This is a genomic window from Paenibacillus sp. 1781tsa1 (genome assembly GCF_024159265.1).
GTDB lineage: Bacteria > Bacillota > Bacilli > Paenibacillales > Paenibacillaceae > Paenibacillus.
Window position 1 is genome coordinate 1,505,581 of the sequence record NZ_JAMYWY010000001.1, and the last position, 21,927, is coordinate 1,527,507.

Consider the following 21,927-nt stretch of genomic DNA (forward strand, 5'->3'; position numbering starts at 1 on the left):
GGTGTTTTGGAAAGAAAAAAGGGTATATTCAGCATCGGCTGTGGCATGACTGTCATTTAAGGGTACTTACTATCATAAGTAAATGACTAGATATACATATGAACGCCGCAGTCACTTTGGCAGAGCAGCGCATGGAGGGATCACGTTTCTTGATAAATAACAAGTTCTACCGCATATGTACAGCAATTATTTTGTTGCTGCTCATTGTGTACCTGGGGGATAAAGTAAACTTTATTTTCAGCCCCCTGACCTCACTGATTCACATCATCATCATTCCGCTGCTGATTGCTGGTTTTTTCTATTATCTGCTGCGACCGCTCGTCGATTATATGGAAAGGCACAAGATTAAGCGTGCATTGTCAGTTCTGATTATTTATGTCGTGACTGCATTGATGATTGCAGGTTTCAGTGTACTGGTATGGCCTTCATTGAGAGAGCAACTGCTGAATTTTGTGGAGAATGCTCCAGCGTTGGTTACTTCGCTCAGCGATCAGTTGAATGCACTTGAAAAGAGCAATTTTGTATCCAGATACCTGCCTGATGATTCCAATCTGTTCTCACGATTATCTGATGTTCTGAGCCAAGGGATCACGCAGGTAACCGATTATGTCTCCGGGTTATTCTCCGTAGTATCGAATCTGGTTATTATTCTGGCGACGTTCCCGATCATGCTGTACTACATGCTCAAAGAAGGCAGCAAGTTTGGAACAAATCTGACCTTATTGTTGCCAAGGCGTTATCGGAAGGATGGGGAAGAAACCGTCCATGAGATCGATGAAGCACTAAGCAGCTATATTGTAGGTCGGGTCATTGTTAATGTTGCTCTGGGAATTCTGATGTACATCGGTTTTCTCATCTTGGGTTTGCCTTATGCCTTGTTGCTAACGGTTGTATCCATAATTCTGAACTTCATCCCTTATGTGGGTGCTTTGCTGGCAGCTATTCCGGTTGTCATTGTCGCGTTTATCGAATCTCCTTCGATGGCGATCTGGTCACTGGTAATCATTGTGATCGCACAGCAAATTCAGGATAACCTGATCTCACCTTACGTTTATGGCAAGCAGCTTGATATTCATCCTCTGACTACCGTTATTCTATTGCTCGTGGGTGCCGATCTGGGTAATATCCTGGGCATGATTATCGTTATTCCGCTGTATATGATTCTGAAAATTATAGTTCGCAAAATCCATTATCGAATTGTCGAAGATAAGAATGAACTATGAATGGAATTAGAAATATCACGCTGTCATATGATACCACTAAAGGTTTTCTCAAATCACATAGATAAGCTCAATAGGATAAGCCATATATCAATGGTGATGGGTCAGGTAAGTTGGCCCTCACGATGGATATACGGCTTTTTTTGTTTTCACACGTATTGCTCACGTTTGTTATATCTGTTATACTTGATATATAACAGATAACAAAAAGAAGGTGAACCCTTGATTATTCAACTGGATATGCAATCTGAACTTCCCATCTATTCGCAACTCGTTTATCAAATTATTGAAGGCATTGCCAGTGGCGAGTTACAGCTAGGTGAGGCGTTACCTTCGGTTCGGAATTTGGCCGCAGATATTGGCGTTAACCTTCATACAGTCAACAAGGCTTATACAATACTCAAGCAAGACGGGTACATTCTGGTTCATAGACAAAAGGGAGTTGTGGTAAACCCTGATGGAATGCCTGATTTAACGGATGATTTTTTGAAAAAGCAGCAAAGAGAATTAAGACCGATTATTGCCGAAGCGATATGTCGTGGAATGACCAAAGAGGAACTGTCTGCGGTATTAGACCAAATGTATGATGATGTAAAGATGGGTCACAACAAAGAATAAAGAATCAAGGGAGTGTGTTATGTATGCAACTATTTAGTATATTGCCTATCATTTTAATCTTTGCTCCATTAGCCTTACTTCTATCCTTTGCACCTTATGTGACAAGGGAAACAATCAGCTTTGGGGTTACGGTAAGTCAATATAATTACTACACACCAGTATTACGTAAGCTTCGGAGAACGTTTGCTACAGTAAGTCTGATCGGAAACGGGTTGATTATTCTTGCCTGTCTGTATGTACTCCGATCTGCCAATGAAGAGTCTACCGCAATGATCACCGGTGTTTGCACAATGATATTCATTGTGTACTGGGCCGCACTACACATCTTATTTCATTTCAAGATGAAAAAGATAAAAGAAACACTTACAACTGTAGAAGCACCTCAAAGGGTTAAAATCGATACCACCTTCCGCCAAAATAAACTCACCTATTCCAACTATTGGTTTCTCGTTCACATGGCTATTATTGTAGCCATTGCGATCATTACAATCTTGAATTATAACGCACTACCTAACGTCATTCCGATGAAATATGATCTTCAGGGTAATGTCACTTCCAGTGTGCCCAAAACCTACTTTTCGGTACTGGCTATTAACCTTGTACAGCTAGGAATCATTGCACTTATGATGCTGGTGAACTGGAGTATTAAAACAAGCAAACAACAGCTTACTCCATCTAATCCTGCCCAATTTGCTGCTGATCATATCCGTTTCCGCCGTAAGTGGTCCCTATTTACGATCATAACAGGCATGCTTCTTACCATCTTATTTGCCTTCATTCAGATAAATATGTTCGTTCCTAATCAGGTCTTGTTAACAGCGATTAGTCTGATCACCTCAGTGGCGATCTTATTAGGCGCTATAATGCTGTCTCTTACAGGCAGACAAGGCGGTGGGAAGATTCGAAATCATCAGGAAGATCGCGAACGTTCCAAGGAGCAGCCTGTGAATGACGATGAGTATTGGAAGCTTGGCTTTATTTACTTCAATCCCAAAGATCCTTCTTTTACCGTAGAGAAACGTTATGGAATAGGTTGGACGATTAACTTCGCTCGTCCACTATCTTGGGTCCTAGTGTTATTCATTATTGCTATTGTTGTTTTAAGCAGAGTTCTGAGCCAATAAAAGCTCATAGACTATGCATATTATAAAAATGACTTGGAGGAGTTATGACGATGAACAATTGGAAAAAGTTATTATGTTCTCTTACTGCCGTATGTCTTATCCTGCCGGTAACATCCATCTTAGCAGCTGCTGAGAAACCTTCTGGTCATGAAAATCTAGTTCCTATTCGTGAGATTGCAGTAAAGAATGGGGCAGAGGTATCTTGGCAACAAAAAACAGGACAAATCACGATACGAAAAAATGAACTTATTATTGTAGTTAAGGTAGGGGAGAAACAGGCGATGGTGAATGGGCAAGTCGTACCCATAAACAATCCTGTTCAGCTAACGAAAGGGGTAACCTTTATGGATGAGGGATTTCTTACGGAGGCATTGAAGGTAGCACCTGAGGATAAATTCATTTCACTTATAAGTGAGGGCAATGGCAAGGAAGCTGCGAAGTATGTTCATACCTCTGTGAGTGGAGTGTTGTCCCCTGCGTTGTTGAGTCAGTTATGGACAGCATTAGAAGGTCAAAATGGTAAAATCACAAATAAAGCCATAGCTAAACACGTAGAAAATAACACTGTGCATCGCAATGTCACCTACACGTTTAAGACAGAGCTTACTCGTATAAATATTACGGTCAGAATGAATGATAACGGACTTGTGGATGACTTGTATATTGCCGCCGCTACGCCAGATGTGTATCAAAAACCAAGCTACGACGACCCATCTGCGTACACAGAACAAGACATAACGGTGGGTCAGGGCGATTTAGCTTTACCAGGAACATTAACATTGCCCAAAGGGGAGGGACCTTTCCCGGTTGTTATTCTGGTACATGGATCCGGGGCTAGCAATCAAGATGCTGCCATTGGCGGTGCAAAGCCATTCCGTGATCTTGCGGTAGGGCTAGCTTCACAAGGCGTTGCTGTATTAAGATATGATAAGGTCACATATGAGCATACCTATAAGGTCGCTTCACAGCCTAAATTCACGTTAAAACAAGAAAGTGTAGATCAGGTAGCAGATGCAGTAGATTTGCTTAAAAAGAATCCAATTATTGATCCTACAGCGATTTTTGTGGCTGGACATAGTCAAGGCGGGTTTGCAGTACCGTTAATCATTGCTGACGATAATCAGCAGGATATTGCAGGAAGTATTCTGCTTGCTGCACCAAGCAGCAGCTTTGTGGATGTGCTTACCGAGCAGCAGGACGAATTGGTAGACCGGATGGATCGGCTAGGTTTAGACACGAAGATTATTAAAGAACAAGCTGCTTTTTATAAAAATGTTGCTGCGATCGTTAAAGATCCTCAATACTCTATAGATCATCTTCCTGAGGAATTTCCGCTTCAACCTGCTTATTGGTGGTTTGAACAGAGAGATTATGTGCCTGCGGAACTGGCTAAAACACAAAATACCCCTATGCTTGTTATACAAGGGGAAAACGATGTGCAAGTGTCTATGAATCAATTCCAAACCTGGAAATCGGCTCTTCAAGGTCATTCCAATGTAACGTACAATAGTTATCCAAAGGTAAATCATCTTTTATCCAGCTATGATGGACTTTCAATTGGTCAAGAGTATGCTGAGCCATCTAATGTCTCCAAAGCTATTATTGATGATATAGCGAAGTGGGTATTAAAATAGCATGGAGAAGAGTGTAACACATTGAGCCAGAAATAATAAAAAAGAGGAGCACTTGCCAATGTAGGCAGGTGCTCCTCTTTTTTATTATGAATTTGCTTTATTTAACCAATTGGACTCTTTCTCGTCTTCATCGGTGTAGTCAGACATAGTCAATGGTTCCTTGGGAACAATGGCCACTTTGTAGAACCGATTTTTGTCTTTTTCCAGCAAAACAAAAGTTAGATTCTCGAACTCATATTCTTCCTGTTCTTTCATCTCCGGACGATGGCTATAAAGCCATCCACCAATGGTATCCCACTCATCTGCATCCAGGCTGGACATAAACATGTCGTTCACCTTCGATAAGGAAACCTTGCCATCCATAATGACATAGTTCTCATTGATGACCTGAATATCCTCCACTTCGTCAGCGTCGAACTCGTCGCGGATCTCACCGACAATCTGTTCAAGCACATCCTCGATGGTTACAATTCCGGATGTTCCTCCATATTCATCAACCAGCACGGCGATGTGTACGCCATCCTTCTGCATTTTCTTGAGCAAGTCCTTTACAGGAGTTGTTTCGTGAACAGCAGATACAGGCTGAATCAGGGAAGACAGATCGACAGGTTCATCATTTCCGTATAGTTCCAGGAAGAATTGCTTCGTATTAATGATACCGATAATATCGTCTTTGCTCTCATTAACTACTGGAAAACGGGTATACTGCTCTTCACGAATAATCTCCAGGTTTTCCTCATTCGTTCTATTTACATAAAGGCAGACCATATCGGTCCGGGGTACCATGATTTCTTTGGCTAACATCTCATCAAAAGCAAAGATCCGGCTTACATAACCGAACTCGGCTTGGTTTATTTTACCGTTTTCGAAGCTTTCATTAATAATGATCTGCAACTCTTCTTCAGAGTGAGCATCTTCGTGCTCGGAAGCAGGTTTGATTCCGAACAGTTTCACCAGTTGGTTTGCTGAGCCGTTTAACAGCCAGATAAAAGGATACATAATTCGGTTAAACCAGATGATAGGTGTAGACGTCAGCAGGGCTACAGTCTCTGCTTTGCGGATTGCAATCGTTTTTGGAGCAAGTTCACCAACCACAACATGCAGATACGTGATGGAAGCAAACGCAATAACAAATGATAAGAATGAAGAAACTGCCTCAGGAATTTGCAAGCTTTCGAACACAGGGTGGAGAATCTTCTCTACCGTTGGTTCACCCAACCAGCCCAGTCCCAGAGAGGTAATCGTGATGCCGAGCTGGCAGGCGGACAAATATCCATCCAGATTGGCAACGGCTTGTTTCACAGCCAGCGCACGCTTGTTTCCTTCTGCAATCATTTGGTCGATCCGGCTCGGACGAACCCGTACCAGAGCGAACTCCACTGCAACAAAAAACGCCGAAAGTCCTATCAAAAACGCAACCAATATTAAATTTAACGCATACCTCTCACTGTCCATTCACTACTGTTCTCCTTTAAGTAATAAGTTTTTAACGAGTATTATATCTAATTTTACGTAAGAAGACCACCTTCTCATGAAGAAAAGAGGAAGAGTCTGGAAGGGATAGTGAGCAGATTGGCGCTACAATGCGGTTCTGTATCCTGATTAATCTGATATGTAGAAGGTAACACAGTCATAATATACAACCTATGATGAGACACTCGGATTACCAGAATCAAGTATTCCGTCGGCTTATGTAAAGTTTTATCTAAGCAAACGTTACGAATAGGGGCTACATTGGGTATCTATGATTAGCTGTATGCATAATCGTCAAAGCTGTGTAAGTGAGAGAACGGCAAGGTCATGAAGCTTGCCACCTAAGGAGGAAGCCGAATGTTCTGGCTGGTCATTATATTAGTCGTATTTATTTTTCAGGCCGCCACGATTCTTTTGCTGGAATTTCGGAATCCGGCTAAAGCTGTGGCTTGGCTGTTTATTTTGTTCTGCGTGCCTTTGATCGGTTTTGTCGTGTATTATTTCGTGGCGCAGGATTATAACAAACGAAAAAAACTCCGCAAGGGTGGATCGAGAATTTTCCGTGAAATGAAGGAAACGATCTGGACACAAGCCCACATCATTGGAGATGTCGAACAGATGCCTGGCGATCGTTTCAGCCATCAGCATCGATTGTTTAACCTGTTAACCCATCTGTCGGAGAGCCCGATCACGGGTTGTAACCACAGTACGGTACTCACCAATGGTGAAGAGGCATTTGCGGCAATGTTGAGAGAAATGGAAAAAGCAAAACACCATCTGCATGTGGAATTTTACATTTTTCGTGATGATGTCATCAGTACCAAATTTCAGGACGTCATGATTCGTAAGGCGCAAGAGGGTGTGAAAGTTCGGTTTATCTGCGACGGTCTCGGCAGCCACAAGATGAGTGGAAGCTTTATCCGCAAACTTCAGGATGCCGGTGTGGAATTCCATTATTTTCTCCCACCGCTGATCGCTACAATTGACCGCAGAGTAAACTACCGGAATCACCGCAAAATTGTTGTTGTGGATGGACAAGTTGGCTTTGTGGGCGGCATTAATGTAGGTGATGATTATCTTGGACAATATCCAGAGGTGGGTTTCTGGAGGGATACACATGTGCAGATTGAGGGAGACGCTGTATACTTTTTGCAAAGTACGTTCCTTAACGACTGGAAACTGGCTGCTGGTGAGCGAATTACCGAACCCCAGCTTGCAGAATTATTTCCTCCGCATATCTGTAGCGGGGAAGAGCGAATTCAGATATTGGCTAGTGGACCGGATCAGGACTGGGATGCGATTCAGGAGATGTGTTTTGGGGCCATTTCGGTAGCCTGTGACCGGATCTACATTACCACACCTTATTTTATACCTGATCCTGCACTATATGAGGCGCTCAAAACAGCTGCAGTCAGTGGCGTTGATGTGAGAATTATCATTCCGTATCAATCCGATTCAGTACTCGTGCACCTGGCGTCACTTTCATATGTGGAGGAACTGTTGCGAGCAGGTGTGCAGTTTTTCCAATATCGTAAAGGGTTTGTACATGCCAAAGTGATGATTGTAGATGAGCTGCTCGCTACAGTCGGAACAGCCAACATGGATATGCGCAGTTTTTTCTGCAATTTCGAGTTGACGGCCGTCCTGTTTGAGTCCTCTGCGATCCATCGTTTGATTACTGACTTTGAACGTGATCTCGGGGAATGCAGTCAGATCGATGGGAAGGTATTTCAGAAGCGTTCAAGGGGGCAAAAAGGCGCAGAAATGCTTTCTCGGATGCTTTCTCCGCTTCTTTAGCCGATTTAGGACAGATTTCTGAAGATAAGTTCACTTTTTGTGAATTTATCTTCTTTTTGCTGAGTATTTTGCGCAAATTTGATCTTTTATGATATAATAGATATATAAATCATGTCTTGGCGAAGGAGGGGAGTCTGCGAGAAAACAGGCTCCCTTTTGCTCTCTTTTGAAAGTACAAACCGGGATAAAGACCATTTTGAATCCATTTTATATCGCCTTTAGATGCTTGTGCTTGTATAGCCGGGGTACATGTAGAACGCATTTGCTGTTTTCTATATGTCGATTCACCCTGAGTATTTAAATGATTTATAAAATGGATTCACACACTGATTTAACGGGGGGGATACCATGTCCAATGTAACGGTTAAAGAACTAACAGCCAAGCCAGCTGACCGCGGGGTCAAAAGCTCGGTGTTTACATTAAAGCTGCTGCAACGTATTGTGATGATTCTGATCGGTGCTGCACTGATGGCTGTGTCGCTTGAAGTGTTTCTCGTACCGAATGGCGTTATTGATGGTGGAATTACGGGGATTTCAATTATGGTGTCAGAACTTACACATCTGCCACTAGGCGTATTCCTGACCTTGCTCAACTTGCCTTTCCTGATTCTGGGTTACAAGCAGATTGGTAAAACATTTGCATTATCCACGCTACTGGGAATCGTGGTCATGTCCATCGGGACGTCATTATTGCACCATGTTCCTGCATTAACACCGGGTGAGCCTTTGCTGGGAGCTGTTTTTGGCGGATTGATCCTGGGTGTGGGTGTTGGACTCGTCATTCGGTCTGGTGGTTCACTGGACGGTACGGAGATCGTGGCCATCCTGCTTAGTGAGAAGTCACCGTTATCTGTAGGACAGATCGTATTATTCATTAACGTATTTATTTTCGCAGGCGCAGGATTTGTATTCGGTTGGCCGAATGCCCTGTATTCCATGATTGCATATTATATTGCGATGAAGATGATTGATATCGTGAATGAAGGACTGGACCAGTCCAAATCGGTATGGATCATCAGTGAGAAGTATCGTGATATCGGTTCAGCCCTGACAGACCGTCTCGGTCGGGGTGTGACTTTCCTGGATGGAGAGGGCGGATTCAGCGGGGATGAGAAGAAGATTATTTTCGTTGTAATCACCCGTTTGGAAGAAGCCAAGCTCAAGTCCATCGTTGAAGATTGGGACCCGCAAGCCTTTGTGGCGATCGGTAACATTCACGACGTGAAGGGCGGACGTTTCAAGAAAAAAGGTATCCATTAGCGATTTATCCACGCATATATGAAAATAGCCGACTCCCTTGTGATAAGGGGGTCGGCTATTTTTTCTTCAAATGCTTGAGAATGAGTTCAACCGGTTGTGGCTCGACGGCTGCAATTAAATCTCCGGTATCATTCAGGCGTTCAACAATGTTCATCAGATGGTAATCCTGGATGGAGACGTTGTTTCGAACCTCATCCCAGGTAAGTGGAGTAGAAACGGTGGCTCCTGATTTGGCACGAGGTGTATAGGGGGCCGCAAGGGTCTTGCCACCATAATGCTGGAGGTAGTCAAAATATATGCGGTCTCCACGGTCCTTTTTGAGTCGTTCCAGTGTGAACAGATCGGGGTGCTTCTGAGTGACATATTTGCCAACAAAATAACCGATATCCCGCAGCTCATCAAAGGTAACACCTTGCACAATAGGAACTATAATCTGAACTCCGGTTGCTCCTGAAGTTTTGGGGATGGATTTCAGACCAAGCGAAGTCAGGGTCTCTCCAACGATGAGTGCAGCCTGCATGATTCGTGGCTCATGTTCCTGAGAGGGGTCCAGATCAATCATCCATTCACAGGGCAGCAGGCTTCCCACAGCATGAAGAGAAGGATGGAATTCAAGTGCCGCCAGGTTGCCAAGCCACAACAATTCCGGGAGTCCATTCATCACGACATAACGGATGCCATCGTGAACTTCAGTCCGTACATAATCCGGGACAGGTTCAGGAGCATTCTTTTGGTAGAAAAATGTCCCTCCAGCTCCATGGGGGTACCTAATGGTGGTTAGTAGTCGATTGCTTGTATATGTGAGCAGATATGGAGCTAGAGCAGCCAGCTTTTGCAGATAGATTGCTTTGGTGACACCCGCTTCCGGCCATAACAGCTTGTCCGGGTTCGTAACGGTTAGCTCTGTGCCATCTATTATGATGGTTCCTTGGATCTTAGGGGCCATACCGAACACCTCCTATGCGTAATCTATATACGAACTCATTCATTGAAGAAGCTGATTCGCCAGGCAATCCTCACGGGTTACCTCTGCGAAGGTCTGAATACTGGGATGGCGTAGTGTGTGATGATGCGTCAGTTCCATATATTGCACTTTGACACCTATTCGTGGTTCCACCCAGGTGGTTTCCGCACTGCGTTCGGGTACATTATGGAACGGTCGGTCCTGCCTAATCAGAGGCTCAACTTGATGGGTGAGTTCACGCCAAGTATTGGAGTTCAGCTTGCCAGTCCCGACATGACCAATATAGACAAATTTAGGCCCATCATATACTCCGATCGCGACGGCGTTCACAATACCGCTCCGGTACGTGACTCCCCCGATCATGGCATATACATCATGCATGATTTTGACCTTCTGCCAGCGCTGGTCCTTACCCTGTATGCCATAAGTGCTGGTGAGATCTTTGCAGACGATGCCTTCCATCTGATGCTGTCTCATCACCGTAAGCAGGGATGCGGCATCAAGTGTATTGGTGACCTCCTGAACATGGGGAGCGGTGTTAAGAACCTCGTGTAACAGGCGCTGTCGATCTGCCAAAGGCTGATCCGTCACCCATTTCCCTTCATAGAACAGGATATCAAATACCATATACGTGACCGGAATCTGATGTATGGCTTGGGCGATGCCTTCGGGTCTGCTCATGCGATCCCGCCGCAGAACGTGATAAAACGAAGGTTTTCCGGTGTCGGGGTCCAGAGCAATAACTTCTCCATCCAAGATATAGGAGGAGCCTGAGCATAAATTGCGTGGTGTCACCAACTCGGGATACTGCGCAGTTCGATCATGTAATCTGCGATTCACCAGGCGCAGCTCATGCCCGTCCTCATAGGCAAGCATACGGACTCCATCCCACTTGACCTGGGCAATCCATTGCGGTCCTGTGGGCAAGGTATCCTTGGAGATGGGTTCGAACGGAATCAGCGGTTTGAACATGGGAACTCCTTCCTCGCTCTAACCCGTCGGCGCAGGTTAATTCGGAATTTTGTTATATTTTTTGAAAGTGGGACTTCATATGATGCACCAGGATGAGCAATAACGGAAGCGCTATGCCGCAGGTCAGATCCCAATCAATCCAATAGGGGATGATGACCTTGAGATAAAAGGTCTCATTCGGAGCGATTAGAATAGACATGGCGAGAATAAGCATGGAACCCGGCAGGATCAGAGAACGGTGACTGGACAAGCGACACAGGTTAGCGAGACCCAGGACAAAACTATAGAAGAACAGGGCGGCTTTGAAGAAAACAGCGATAAGCCAGACCGATGCCATGAACGCTTCGATGCGTTGCATAAAGTTTCCGATATTGATCTTCTGTGAAAGGTTGAATGAAGCGAACCAGTGATGCTGTGTCATCCAGGGTCCCATAACGAGCAGACACATGCTCAGCGTCAGTGTGAGTAACAATCCGCCAATCATCCCTGCTAACAGAATGTCCTTCTCCAGATGGGGCTCATTTTTTGTGTAGGGAAAGAGCATCATGAAGATACATAGTTCACAGTAGGGATATGTGAGTACAGCGAAAAAACCCTTTAGCGGATCGAGAAAACCCTGCGCTAGCACAGGTTGAATGTTAGCTACTTTTATATGGGGGATTAGACAACCCGTCAGAATAAGCAAAAACAACACGATTAGAGGAAGAAAGACTTCAGCACTTCTGCCTATGCTCTCCAGACCCGAAAGAAGCCCCCAGACAAGCGCACAGATGAAAACTAAATGCAGAATCAGTAATGGAGATTCCGGCAAGATCTGGGTAGACATAAAGTCGCCAATTTCCCTAATGAACGTTGAGGTGCTGATCAGGAAATAAAAAATATAAAATGAACCAAACAAGGTCCCGATCCAGGGTCCCAATGTTTGAAGGGCATTTTGAATCAAATTCAACCGGGGATGCAGTTTGTAGGCAATAAGCATAATGAAGAGTATGCCAAGCCCCCCTGCGACTCCCAACAAGGCTGATAACCAGGCATCCTGATGAGCGTAGGATGTGATCATGGAAGGGAAGACCAGAATTTGCTCCCCAATGGTGCACAGGAACATGAGTGAAGCCAGCTGCCTAACAGTCAAACGTCCCTTTTCGATCATGAGGTATCTCCTTAACATATCTTGTCTATGTATTGGTTAGAATGCACCAATTGTTCCAGTTTTATAAAAGCCAACTCAAAAAGCCCGTGCAGCCGATCTCTCTGTGATGTAGAGAAATCGGTTACTCGGGCTAATAACATGTGGTTAGGCAAACAGGTTGGATTGTAACGCTACATAAAATCAGTTCGCGGTTGTCAGACGTATACGAATATTCTGTGGGTCTACCGTAAACCAAGTGTCCTCGACTTGTGTAACGACTGTACCGGATTGACGCAATTGTTCAAGTGCCTGTTCCAATTGTTCCTTTGTGGCGTACACGATGGTGAAATAATCAATTCCTGTAGCATTATCCGGATTGACAGGTGCATTCACTCCTGCCCAGATATTGAGTCCCAGATGATGATGATAGCCGCCTGCGGATACAAATAGTGCTGACATCTTGGCGAAGTTACCTACGATGTCAAAACCGAGTATGCCGGTGTAGAAGTTGCGGGATTCTTCCAGGCTGCGGACGTGGAAATGTACGTGACCGATAACTGTACCAGCAGGCAGACCCTGCCAAGGTTCATTCTCCGATAGGGCAAACAGGCTTTCCACATCAACCGGATCACTTGCCATCACGTAGTTATTGTCGCTATCCCGTTTCCAGGTATCACGTGCACGGTCAGCATAGATCTCAATCCCGTTCTGATCGGGATCGGAGATATAGAAGGCTTCGCTGACCAAGTGATCGCCTTGGCCGATACCGATACCGGATGCAGCCAGATTACGAAGAGCAATACCTAGGGACTTACGGTCAGGCAGCAGGATGGCGAAATGATACAAGCCAGCGTGTGAGCGTTCCGGTAGGGTAATTCCATCCGTGAGCTCTTCCAATCGCAGCAGGGACTGTTTTCCGTCGGCTGTCAACGTTGCAACTTTGCCACTACGCTCCAGTAATTTCAATCCAACCACATCGGTATAGAACTTAATTGAACGGTCCAGGTTCATAATTCGGAGACTCACTTCACCCAGATGGGTTGTGGCAGGGATTTGATACGTTGTATTCATGATCGTTTCCTCCTGATAATAGATAATATGGGTTCTCGTTTGAATGTGTATATGCGTTGAAAACGGATTATTAAATTGCATGCTCTGAAGCAGAATTACAGAGTGACTGACTGTATATTCATAAATAAGTTACTTTTCATAAGTTAATATAAAATATAAATCAACTTTCGTCAATCGCATTTTACAAAAACAAAAAAATCCGACTGTGAAGCCGGATCGGAGTAAACATCATTACATGAGCAGATAACGGAATACGATCCTGCCTTAGCAACATTCAAACTTTTGGTTTGGGTGCCGCCTTTTTTCTTTTGGTCGGTGCAGGTGTATCGGATTCTCCTCCGGCAACCGCTTGAGCGGACGTTTTTCGCGGTGCGCGTTTCTTCGGTTTGGCCGTTGTTGTCCCAGGATCAGCCGGAATAGGTTTTACGGCCTCAATGCTTGCCTGCAAGGCAGCCATCAAATCCATCACATTGGCTTCAGGTTTGGCTGGAGCAATCTTGATTTCCTCGCCTGCCACTTTGTGCTGGATAAGATCCAGCAGTTTGTTGCGATAGTCATCGGTGTATTTACCGGGTTCAAAAGGCGTGGACAATTGGTCAATCAAGAGCTTTGCCATCGTGAGTTCCTTCTCATTCACGTTTTGCACTTCTGGCAAGTTGGGCACCTGGGAGACAGGACGAATCTCGTCCGGATAGAAAATCGTCTCCATGGAGAGGCAATCTTCCAACACACGTATCGCAGCCAGGCTGCTTTTGGAGCGGATGGAGATTTTGGCGATGCCAATTTTGCCGGTATCCCGCATCGCGTTCATCAACAGCTGATAGGCATTTCCCCCAGCCTGATCGGGCGAAAGGTAATATGTTTTCTGAAAATAAATCGGGTCAATCTCAGTTAAGTCGACAAAATCCAGTATGGTGATGGTTTTGTTGGTGGAATCATTTAACGCTTCTAATTCATCTTTCTCGAAGAGTACGAACTTTCCTTTTTCATATTCATAGCCTTTGGTGATCTCTTCCCATTTGACGTCCACTTCACAGGATGGACATTGACGAACATAAGCGAGCGGGCTGCCGCAGACTTTATGGATATAGCGCATGGAGATGTCTTTGTCTTCGGTAGCCGAGAACATTTTGACAGGGACATGAACAAGGCCAAAACTGATTGCACCTTTCCAGACGGTATGCATAGGTCGGCTCCTTTCGAAAGGGTGTTCAAAAATTCCGCTTTTGATTACGTCAGCCGAATGTCCGTTACTGAAAACCGGATTTTTTGAACACGGATTTATATTCAATAGTATGGGCATATGGCGCAAGGGATAATCGTCTTATGGACGAACGAATTCGTATGGTTCGACGAGACTCGGGGATGATAACAGAAGTGATCTCACAATGATTAAGCTGGGAGGTGCTGAAATGAAGAACAGACGGGATGAAGAGGAAGCACACAAGCACGCATTTTCTCCGTATCCTCTTGCGGAAGCCGAAAGCGCAGAAGAATTCTATACACCCGCTACAGCTGTGAATTGGGAAGCGGTAACCTCAGAAGAACTGCCCCTTGATCGGGAGTCGTTCATGCTCGACATTGACCGGATGGTGAATGAAGGGTTAGGCGGGGGACAAGTTACGGACGATAACGGTTATATTGGTGAAAGTACAACAGATAGCATGGTTCGAGAATCACATGAGGATCCGGAAGGGGAGTATGAATAAGATGATGGATGCAAAGCGCGCCAAAGCGATATATGATTCCAAGGATACGATTGCCGTTACGCTGGAAGGAGATCCGGTCTGGATCGAGAACGTGGATGAAGCCAATGGCATGGCGACCGTTCAGGTTGGCAGCAGACCGGGAAATACCCAGACGGTACGTGTGGATCGCTTGGAGGAGTAGGTACAAGCAGCATATTGTTATTGAGGAATTCGAGAATGAATAAAAGCTGAAATATATGCATAGCACGGCCGGTACCGGGAGGTGCCGGTTTTTGGTTTTTCCTGGTGGGTTTGGGTTACTGAAACTTCGAGGAAGTGAGTTTTAAGACACGTCTAATCATGCGCGTTTATATTTTCGCTGTCCTCCTTGGATGTTGCGGGGGAAGAAAGGGACCGATATAATAAGGTTCAAAGTGAACTCAGGCGGCTAGACCGCCAAAGGTGGGGCGAATATTGAATCAGACGCACGAGCAGTGGGTGTTTCCATCCCATGGCATTGCAGATACAGAAGCACTCGCTTCCGCACTCGCCAGACAGGCAAACGCCGGCATGGTGATTGCTTTGGATGGTGATCTGGGCGCGGGTAAAACGGCATTTTCACAGAAATTTGCCTGGCATTTGGGTGTACGTGATGTGGTGAGCAGTCCCACATTCACGTTAATCAAGGAGTACGAAGGGCGTTTGCCTTTATATCACATGGATGTATATCGCATATCGCTGGAAGAAGCGGATGAGCTTGGACTTGATGAATATTTCTATGGAGCCGGAGTCAGTCTGGTGGAGTGGTCGAGTATCATTCCCGAATTGCTGCCGCAAGAGCACTTGCATGTGCAGATTGAAACAACGGGCCTGGAGGATCGAACGATTACACTGGATGGGTACGGCGAGACTTATGCAGCCATGTGCCGACAGTTCAGACAGAATGGGGTCAAATGATGATGGAAGATTTACAAAAAGAGCCGCGTCAGCGGTTTTTGGCGTTGGATACATCCACCGCAGTGATGGCAGCTGCGATGATGGAAGGTCATGCGCTTCTGGAAGAACGCAATGAACGGGCTGAGCGCAACCATTCGGTACATGTTGTACCGGTGATGGAGCAGCTGCTGGCTGCCAGCAGCACACAGCCTGGCCAACTGGACGGTATTGCCGTTGGCGTTGGCCCAGGCTCGTACACGGGCATCCGCATTGCGGTGACCGCTGCGAAGACACTGGCCTGGGCATGGGACATCCCCGTAGCCGGGGTGTCCAGCCTTCAGGCCCTCGCCTGGGGCGGCTGGCACAGCGGCCTTGCCGCCAAGGCGGAAGCTGCGGCAGACGATGCCGCAGCAGGGGCTGGCGGAACGCCATCCGCGGACCAGGGCAGCACAGGTGCTGCCCCCGTCCACTGGATCGTTCCGCTTGTGGATGCACGGCGCGGTCAAGCGTGCACCGCGCTGTTTGCCTCCGCCGGGAGCGATGCGCCCCGGCGTCTGGCGCCTGATGCCATCCGCAAGATGGACGGATGGCTGGAAGCCCTCGCCGCCCGCATGGCGGAGGCGGCGCCGGAAGAGCGGCCCGCTGCCGTCTGGTTCGTCGGCGAGACGGGCCCTCATGCTGCGGCAGCGGCGGAGCTTCGCTGCCCCGCAGGAACGGCGCTCCAGCTCGTACCTTATGAGCTGGAAGGCCGCTGGGTTGGGCGCCTTGGCGCCGCCGCGCTGCTTGCAGGTCAGCGTGATGACGTGCATGCGCTGGTGCCGAACTACACCCAGCTGTCTGAAGCGGAAGCCAATCTGCTGCGCAAAAGCTGAAAGAGGTTGTTCAAAAAGTCCGCTTTTGATTACGAAGGTTGCCTGGTGGCATCGTCAGCATCGAATATGGAATTCAGCCGAAATGTCCGTTGCTCACGTAGTTTTGACTACGCTCCGCTACTCCATTTCTAGCTTCATCCCATCTTCTCGGTACTGAAAACCGGTCTTTTTGAACACGCACTAAAGGGGGGAAGCAGATGGACAACGTGGCGAATAATAAGCAGGAAGCATCGCTTCAGTTCAGGTTCATGACACTCGCGGATATTCCCGATGTGATGGAGATTGAACATGAGGCCTTTACCCTGCCCTGGACGGAAGAAGCATTTCAAAATGAATTGACACACAATCAGTTTGCTAAATATATGGTGATGGAATTGGAAGGCAAAGCCATTGGTTATGCCGGAATGTGGACGATTATGGATGAAGCCCATATTACCAATATTGCAGTCAGAGGCGCGTATCGTGGACGCAAGCTTGGCGAAAAGTTACTGGATGAATTAATGAGTACAGCGGCTTATCTCGGGATGGAACGAATGACGCTGGAGGTCAGAGTTTCGAACAGCATAGCTCAGCGTTTATATCAGAAAAAAGGGTTTGAATCGGCGGGTCTTCGTAAAGGGTATTACTCCGATAATGGGGAAGATGCGATGATTATGTGGGCGAACTTGCCGTCTGCAGGCCGGAGCGGCGAAGAGGAAGGAAGCGTACTGGATTCATGAACGAACTCAATGAAAAAATAAATTCTGCACCATCCTACATTTTGGCGGTGGAGACAAGCTGTGATGAAACATCGGTAGCTGTAGTTAAGGACGGACGGGAAGTGCTGTCCAATCTGATCTCAAGTCAGATCGAGACGCATAAGGCATTTGGTGGTGTGGTCCCTGAAGTGGCTTCACGTAAACACGTTGAAGTCATTACGTTGATGCTGGAACAGGCGATTGAGCAGTCCGGCATTCGTCCGCGTGATCTGAGTGCGATTGCTGTGACACAAGGCCCGGGACTGGTTGGGGCATTGCTGGTAGGAATCGTTGCGGCCAAAACGCTGGCAATGGCACTGGGCAAACCGCTCATTGGCACACACCATATTGCCGGGCATATTTATGCCAACCGACTTACCCATGAACTGCAATACCCGGCGATGGCACTGGTCGTATCCGGTGGACATACAGAACTCGTGCATATGGAATCCGAGGGCAAGTTCAAGTTGATTGGTCGTACGCGAGATGATGCCGTAGGCGAAGCCTATGACAAAGTAGCACGTGCATTGGGCTGTCCTTATCCGGGAGGTCCGCATGTGGACCGGATGGCGTCTGAAGCGGAGGATGTGGTACCACTACCACGGGTATGGCTGGAAGCAGGTTCGTATGATTTCAGTCTCAGTGGTCTGAAGTCTGCTGTACTGAATGCGCTCAATCAGGCTAAAATGCGCGGAGAAACCTTGGAGCCGTCTGCAGTTGCACGTGGTTTCCAGGAAGCTGTCATAGAAGTGCTGGTGGAGAAAGCCGTAAGAGCAGTGCGTGAGTATGGTTCAAAACAATTGCTGTTGTGCGGTGGTGTTGCCGCCAACAGGGGATTGCGTTCAGCACTACAGGAGCGATGCACGAAGGAAGGGCTTGAGCTGTTAATCCCGCCAATGGAGTATTGTACGGATAATGCGGCCATGATTGGAGCGGCTGCGTATCTGAAATGGCAGCGGGGAGAAATCTCTGAATTTGATGCCAAAGCTGATCCCGGGCTTTCCCTGGAAGCATGGTCCGTTCAGTCCTTATAGAGGTTGTTCAAAAAGCCCGCTTTTGATTACGAATGATGCCTAGCGGCATCATCAGCATCGAAGATGGAATTCAGCCGAAATAAGGGGGAGGCTTACGAAGTATGTTTCCTTCGGAAACATTGTAGTTGCTCACGTAGTTTTGACTACGCTCCGCTACTCCATTTCTAGCTTCATCCCATCTTCTCGGTACTGAAAACCGATCTTTTTGAACACGCACTTATAGTTTATATAAACAGGCTGTTTGAGATTAAGAGTTGACAGCCTGCATGTGAAGAATGTATATTAGTTACAAATTTAAACAGGAAGTTATTTTCCTGAATGGATAAACGCGATGAACAGGAATAGTAAGGTCAATTCCCGGTTTAGAGAGCTGCGGGTTGGTGCAACGCAGTCGAAGGAAACCTGAAACTCACCTGGAAGCGGAACGATGGAACACGGTGACTCCCCGGGAGAATCCGAAGGCCGATTATGGCCCAAAGTACATGGTTACGGGTTGCCTCCGTGAATGGGCCGTTGTCGGATGGACCGTTATTACAAGGATTACCGACAATAACTGAGGGGGCTTTCAGGCTGCTTCAAGTGATCCGGAGGTGCGAAAGCATCTAGGGGTTCTCTTGAATGAACAGGAAGGAAGTCAACAAGAGTGGTACCGCGAAGGTGAACAGCCTGTCGTCTCTTGCATTATTGCATGAGGTGGCAGGCTTTTTTTGATTTTTAAAATAAGGATGAATGAAATTAGGTCATATTATAAATGTGATGAACGGGAGCAGTAGAACGATAAAGCGCTCAGAGAGCTGCGGGGTGGTGCGACGCAGTGGCTGGAATCCTTCGAATCTCGCCCGGGAACGGAGCTGTGGAAGCGTGGGGACGATTTCAATCGCCCAGTTGTCCTGATGGACAACGACATGTGTTACACAGCAACGGTTAACCCCCGTTATAGGGTGTTTCTCCGAATTCCAGTGATGTCGTACGTGCGCACACATCCAACGGATTCTGGAGACGACGAGGTGGATGGAGTCCGGCATAAGTCTGGCCCATCAAGCAAGAGTGGTACCGCGGAGGGGAGAATAACCCGCCGTCTCTTATATGAGATGGCGGGTTATTTGTGTTTGCTGCCGGCAGCAGGGTGGGCATGGGAATGAACCATATGGAGATTGAAAAGTGAGAAGGACAGGATGTAAGTCGACGTACACCCTGTCATGAGGGTAAGCAGGATATGCATCGAACGAGCAATGAACATGTAACATCAAGTATAGGCACTAAACATGCAACAGGCTTTACTGATTTCCAAGGACTAAGCTACAAACGACATACGCATTTACTAACAAAATATATAACAACATTGATGGCGAGCAGCGGGTGTTCTGTGGCTCGTGGATCGTAACAAAAATGAATATAAAATTTGATGGAGGTTGATGAATATGACAACGATTAATAACAAACGTATGATTGAAATTTTTGATACAACGCTGCGCGATGGAGAACAGGCACCGGGAGCGAGTCTGCAACCCGAGCAAAAGATCGAACTGGCACACCAACTGGCTTCTCTGGGTATCGACGTCATTGAGCCTGGATTCCCGATCTCCAGTCCAGGTGAGTTCGCGGCGGTTCAGGCGATTTCGAGACAATTGCAGAACGTAGAGATCTGTGGATTTGCGCGTGCGGTCAAAGGTGATATTGATGCGGCCGTTCAAGCAACAGCGGATGCAGCACGGCGCCGAATTCACCTGTTTATTTCTTCCTCGGATATTCATATAGAGCATCAGCTGCGTCGTCCCCGTAGTGAAGTGGTGGCTACCGCTCGTGAGATGGTATCGTATGCACGCCAGTTCACGGACATCGTAGAGTTCACTGCTATGGATGCGGCTCGTACCAAGATGGACGATCTGATTGAAATGGTTGAAGTGGCTATTGAAGCTGGAGCAAGTATTATCAACCTGCCGGATACGGTCGGTTATGCTCTGCCACATGAGTATGGCGAGATGTTCCGCCGTGTACGTGAGGGTGCAAGAGGCGGCGATCAGGTTCGCTATAGTGCACACTGTCACAATGATCTGGGCCTGGCCGTAGCGAATAGTTTGGCCGCAATTGCCAATGGGGCTTCCCAGATTGAAGTGACGATTAATGGTATCGGAGAACGGACGGGGAACTGTGCACTGGAAGAACTGATTATGGCGCTGGAGACCCGGGGAGATGCAATTGGTGCAACGACCAACATTAAGCTGAACCAGCTGTATGAGACTTCTCGTCAGATTAGCCGTGCCATGCACTTCCCGATTGCATACAACAAACCGGTGGTGGGACGTAATGCATTCCAGCATGAATCCGGCATCCATCAGGATGGTCTGCTGAAGAATCGGAGCACTTATGAGATTATGGACCCGGAGGCGCTGGGTATCCCACGCAGCATGATTATTCTGGGCAAACACTCCGGTCGTCACGCCCTGAAGGATCGGGTTCGCAAATACGGTTTTGAGCCGGATGAGCAACAGATGGAGCAATTGTATGAGGTGTTTAAAGAAACCGCAGACCAGCAAAAAGTGGTCAGTGACGACCAGTTGCTGCAGATGGTTAGCCAAACCATGAATATTCCTGCACAGGATTATGAGCTGGTTGAATTGCAGGTGACGGCGGGCAGCATGACGGATCGAATGGCTGCAGTTCGTATTCGCACAAGTGCAGGAGAACAGTCCTATTCTGCCGTTGGCGGGGGACCCGTGGATGCAACCATTCGTGCCATTGGTCAGAGCATTTCCGACGATATTGCATTTGTCGATATGGAGATGCATGCCTTGAGTGGGGGAGAGGGTGCAAGCGCGGAGGCTGTAGTTACTGTGGAGCGTGCAGGACGTGAGTTCCGGGGAACGGCAACACATAATGATATCGTCATGGCTGCCGGTTTGGCTTATGTAGCGGCCTGCAATGCTGCTGGGCTGAAGGCGGAGCCTTCCGAACATCATGAACAAGCACACGCGTAGATCATCTGGGTCAGATCGTATGTGCAGCGGTATGGTACCAATCGCGATTTGATCTACATTGCATCAAGTGAGTAAACAACGGGCAGGCCTTGAACGACAGAGGTCTGCTTTTGTCTTTTTATGGAGGAATAATGAAGAGAGGGAAAGTGTATTTGTCAAGGTGTGACTATAGTTATCCACATATCCAGTGAAAATTGTGGGTAACTAGGATAAAGCCAAACCAGTATAGTTTTCGAAACGAAAAGGGTTTAGGGGATAGAACGACTCCTTACTATCCACAAAGTTGTGGATAACGTGGATAACTTAGTGGATAAATATGGTTTTTGTGTGTAAAAGGCTATTCTACCGCTGTATAATTAAGCATATTAATGTGCTTGCTATCTTGCTTTGCTGTGGATAAGTATGAGGGATGGGCATGTA

19 protein-coding genes and 2 other annotated features are annotated in these 21,927 nt (G+C 46.8%); of the genes, 13 read left to right on the top strand and 6 right to left on the bottom strand.

The genetic code is table 11. The features are described 5' to 3' along the window. Positions 1-149: 149 nt before the first annotated feature. The 4 genes from NKT06_RS06585 to NKT06_RS06600 all read left to right on the top strand — a co-directional run bounded on the left by NKT06_RS06585 (position 150) and on the right by NKT06_RS06600 (position 4,596). Entirely contained in the window at positions 150-1,223 is a 1,074-nt protein-coding gene (locus NKT06_RS06585) for an AI-2E family transporter (protein ID WP_253431594.1), read from the top strand. Positions 1,224-1,442: 219 nt separating this feature from the next. Then, positions 1,443-1,838 (top strand): GntR family transcriptional regulator, encoded by a 396-nt coding sequence (locus tag NKT06_RS06590; protein ID WP_253431596.1) that lies wholly within the window; start codon positions 1,443-1,445, stop codon positions 1,836-1,838. 23 nt (positions 1,839-1,861) lie between these two features. After that, on the top strand, positions 1,862-2,962 hold the full coding sequence (locus tag NKT06_RS06595) for a DUF1648 domain-containing protein (RefSeq protein ID WP_253431599.1): 1,101 nt from the start codon (positions 1,862-1,864) through the stop codon (positions 2,960-2,962). A 50-nt stretch (positions 2,963-3,012) separates the two neighbouring features. Then, positions 3,013-4,596, top strand: coding sequence for an alpha/beta hydrolase family protein (locus NKT06_RS06600; protein WP_253431601.1), 1,584 nt, complete (start codon positions 3,013-3,015; stop codon positions 4,594-4,596). Positions 4,597-4,680: 84 nt separating this feature from the next. Here the strand turns inward: NKT06_RS06600 and NKT06_RS06605 are convergent, their stop codons facing one another. Further along, positions 4,681-6,051, bottom strand: a complete 1,371-nt coding sequence (locus NKT06_RS06605; protein WP_253431603.1) for a hemolysin family protein — start codon at positions 6,049-6,051, stop codon at positions 4,681-4,683. 375 nt (positions 6,052-6,426) lie between these two features. On the opposite strand from NKT06_RS06605, the gene cls reads away from it, so the two are divergent. Continuing rightward, positions 6,427-7,866: a cardiolipin synthase gene (gene cls, locus NKT06_RS06610; protein WP_253431605.1), complete on the top strand. Its 1,440-nt coding sequence runs from the start codon at positions 6,427-6,429 to the stop codon at positions 7,864-7,866. Positions 7,867-8,214: 348 nt separating this feature from the next. Next, positions 8,215-9,126, top strand: coding sequence for a YitT family protein (locus tag NKT06_RS06615; protein WP_253431608.1), 912 nt, complete (start codon positions 8,215-8,217; stop codon positions 9,124-9,126). Positions 9,127-9,181: 55 nt separating this feature from the next. Here the strand turns inward: NKT06_RS06615 and ligD are convergent, their stop codons facing one another. From ligD to ku, 5 genes are all read right to left on the bottom strand, one after another. Continuing rightward, positions 9,182-10,072, bottom strand: coding sequence for a non-homologous end-joining DNA ligase (gene ligD, locus NKT06_RS06620; protein ID WP_253431612.1), 891 nt, complete (start codon positions 10,070-10,072; stop codon positions 9,182-9,184). A 39-nt stretch (positions 10,073-10,111) separates the two neighbouring features. Next, positions 10,112-11,062: an ATP-dependent DNA ligase gene (locus NKT06_RS06625; RefSeq protein WP_253431615.1), complete on the bottom strand. Its 951-nt coding sequence runs from the start codon at positions 11,060-11,062 to the stop codon at positions 10,112-10,114. A gap of 52 nt (positions 11,063-11,114) precedes the next feature. After that, the gene (locus NKT06_RS06630; protein ID WP_253431618.1) at positions 11,115-12,212 is read right to left on the bottom strand and encodes a GerAB/ArcD/ProY family transporter; all 1,098 of its coding nucleotides are present in this window, start codon (positions 12,210-12,212) and stop codon (positions 11,115-11,117) included. Positions 12,213-12,392: 180 nt separating this feature from the next. Then, a complete protein-coding gene (locus tag NKT06_RS06635) occupies positions 12,393-13,262 on the bottom strand; it encodes a VOC family protein (RefSeq protein ID WP_253431622.1) in 870 nt (289 codons plus the stop codon). A 274-nt stretch (positions 13,263-13,536) separates the two neighbouring features. Further along, the gene (gene ku / locus NKT06_RS06640; RefSeq protein ID WP_253431626.1) at positions 13,537-14,448 is read right to left on the bottom strand and encodes a non-homologous end joining protein Ku; all 912 of its coding nucleotides are present in this window, start codon (positions 14,446-14,448) and stop codon (positions 13,537-13,539) included. A gap of 226 nt (positions 14,449-14,674) precedes the next feature. On the opposite strand from ku, the gene NKT06_RS06645 reads away from it, so the two are divergent. From NKT06_RS06645 to NKT06_RS06675, 7 genes are all read left to right on the top strand, one after another. Further along, the gene (locus tag NKT06_RS06645; RefSeq protein ID WP_253431629.1) at positions 14,675-14,971 is read left to right on the top strand and encodes a hypothetical protein; all 297 of its coding nucleotides are present in this window, start codon (positions 14,675-14,677) and stop codon (positions 14,969-14,971) included. Positions 14,972-14,975: 4 nt separating this feature from the next. Further along, positions 14,976-15,152: an H-type small acid-soluble spore protein gene (locus NKT06_RS06650; RefSeq protein WP_026081228.1), complete on the top strand. Its 177-nt coding sequence runs from the start codon at positions 14,976-14,978 to the stop codon at positions 15,150-15,152. 272 nt (positions 15,153-15,424) lie between these two features. Next, positions 15,425-15,907, top strand: coding sequence for a tRNA (adenosine(37)-N6)-threonylcarbamoyltransferase complex ATPase subunit type 1 TsaE (tsaE, locus tag NKT06_RS06655; RefSeq protein ID WP_253431632.1), 483 nt, complete (start codon positions 15,425-15,427; stop codon positions 15,905-15,907). A 2-nt stretch (positions 15,908-15,909) separates the two neighbouring features. Then, positions 15,910-16,758: a tRNA (adenosine(37)-N6)-threonylcarbamoyltransferase complex dimerization subunit type 1 TsaB gene (gene tsaB, locus NKT06_RS06660; RefSeq protein ID WP_446723778.1), complete on the top strand. Its 849-nt coding sequence runs from the start codon at positions 15,910-15,912 to the stop codon at positions 16,756-16,758. Positions 16,759-16,955: 197 nt separating this feature from the next. Next, entirely contained in the window at positions 16,956-17,477 is a 522-nt protein-coding gene (gene rimI / locus NKT06_RS06665; RefSeq protein ID WP_237176573.1) for a ribosomal protein S18-alanine N-acetyltransferase, read from the top strand. Then, positions 17,474-18,529: a tRNA (adenosine(37)-N6)-threonylcarbamoyltransferase complex transferase subunit TsaD gene (gene tsaD, locus NKT06_RS06670; RefSeq protein ID WP_253431638.1), complete on the top strand. Its 1,056-nt coding sequence runs from the start codon at positions 17,474-17,476 to the stop codon at positions 18,527-18,529. The genes rimI and tsaD overlap by 4 nt, the downstream gene beginning before the upstream one ends. Before the next feature lie 322 nt (positions 18,530-18,851). Continuing rightward, positions 18,852-19,209: a binding site (T-box leader), on the top strand. 67 nt (positions 19,210-19,276) lie between these two features. Continuing rightward, positions 19,277-19,615: a binding site (T-box leader), on the top strand. A 335-nt stretch (positions 19,616-19,950) separates the two neighbouring features. Further along, positions 19,951-21,507 (top strand): 2-isopropylmalate synthase, encoded by a 1,557-nt coding sequence (locus NKT06_RS06675; protein WP_253431642.1) that lies wholly within the window; start codon positions 19,951-19,953, stop codon positions 21,505-21,507. Positions 21,508-21,927: the final 420 nt, after the last annotated feature.

Bases quoted from the DNA above. Each gene is read 5' to 3' on its own strand.
- NKT06_RS06595 (WP_253431599.1), top strand. From the start codon at position 1,862: ATGCAACTATTTAGTATATTGCCTATCATTTTAATCTTTGCTCCATTA.
- NKT06_RS06600 (WP_253431601.1), top strand. From the start codon at position 3,013: ATGAACAATTGGAAAAAGTTATTATGTTCTCTTACTGCCGTATGTCTT.
- NKT06_RS06605 (WP_253431603.1), bottom strand. From the start codon at position 6,051: ATGGACAGTGAGAGGTATGCGTTAAATTTAATATTGGTTGCGTTTTTG.
- cls (WP_253431605.1), top strand. From the start codon at position 6,427: ATGTTCTGGCTGGTCATTATATTAGTCGTATTTATTTTTCAGGCCGCC.
- NKT06_RS06615 (WP_253431608.1), top strand. From the start codon at position 8,215: ATGTCCAATGTAACGGTTAAAGAACTAACAGCCAAGCCAGCTGACCGC.
- ligD (WP_253431612.1), bottom strand. From the start codon at position 10,072: ATGGCCCCTAAGATCCAAGGAACCATCATAATAGATGGCACAGAGCTA.
- NKT06_RS06625 (WP_253431615.1), bottom strand. From the start codon at position 11,062: ATGTTCAAACCGCTGATTCCGTTCGAACCCATCTCCAAGGATACCTTG.
- NKT06_RS06630 (WP_253431618.1), bottom strand. From the start codon at position 12,212: ATGATCGAAAAGGGACGTTTGACTGTTAGGCAGCTGGCTTCACTCATG.
- NKT06_RS06635 (WP_253431622.1), bottom strand. From the start codon at position 13,262: ATGAATACAACGTATCAAATCCCTGCCACAACCCATCTGGGTGAAGTG.
- ku (WP_253431626.1), bottom strand. From the start codon at position 14,448: ATGCATACCGTCTGGAAAGGTGCAATCAGTTTTGGCCTTGTTCATGTC.
- NKT06_RS06645 (WP_253431629.1), top strand. From the start codon at position 14,675: ATGAAGAACAGACGGGATGAAGAGGAAGCACACAAGCACGCATTTTCT.
- NKT06_RS06650 (WP_026081228.1), top strand. From the start codon at position 14,976: ATGGATGCAAAGCGCGCCAAAGCGATATATGATTCCAAGGATACGATT.
- tsaB (WP_446723778.1), top strand. From the start codon at position 15,910: ATGGAAGATTTACAAAAAGAGCCGCGTCAGCGGTTTTTGGCGTTGGAT.
- rimI (WP_237176573.1), top strand. From the start codon at position 16,956: ATGGACAACGTGGCGAATAATAAGCAGGAAGCATCGCTTCAGTTCAGG.
- tsaD (WP_253431638.1), top strand. From the start codon at position 17,474: ATGAACGAACTCAATGAAAAAATAAATTCTGCACCATCCTACATTTTG.
- NKT06_RS06675 (WP_253431642.1), top strand. From the start codon at position 19,951: ATGACAACGATTAATAACAAACGTATGATTGAAATTTTTGATACAACG.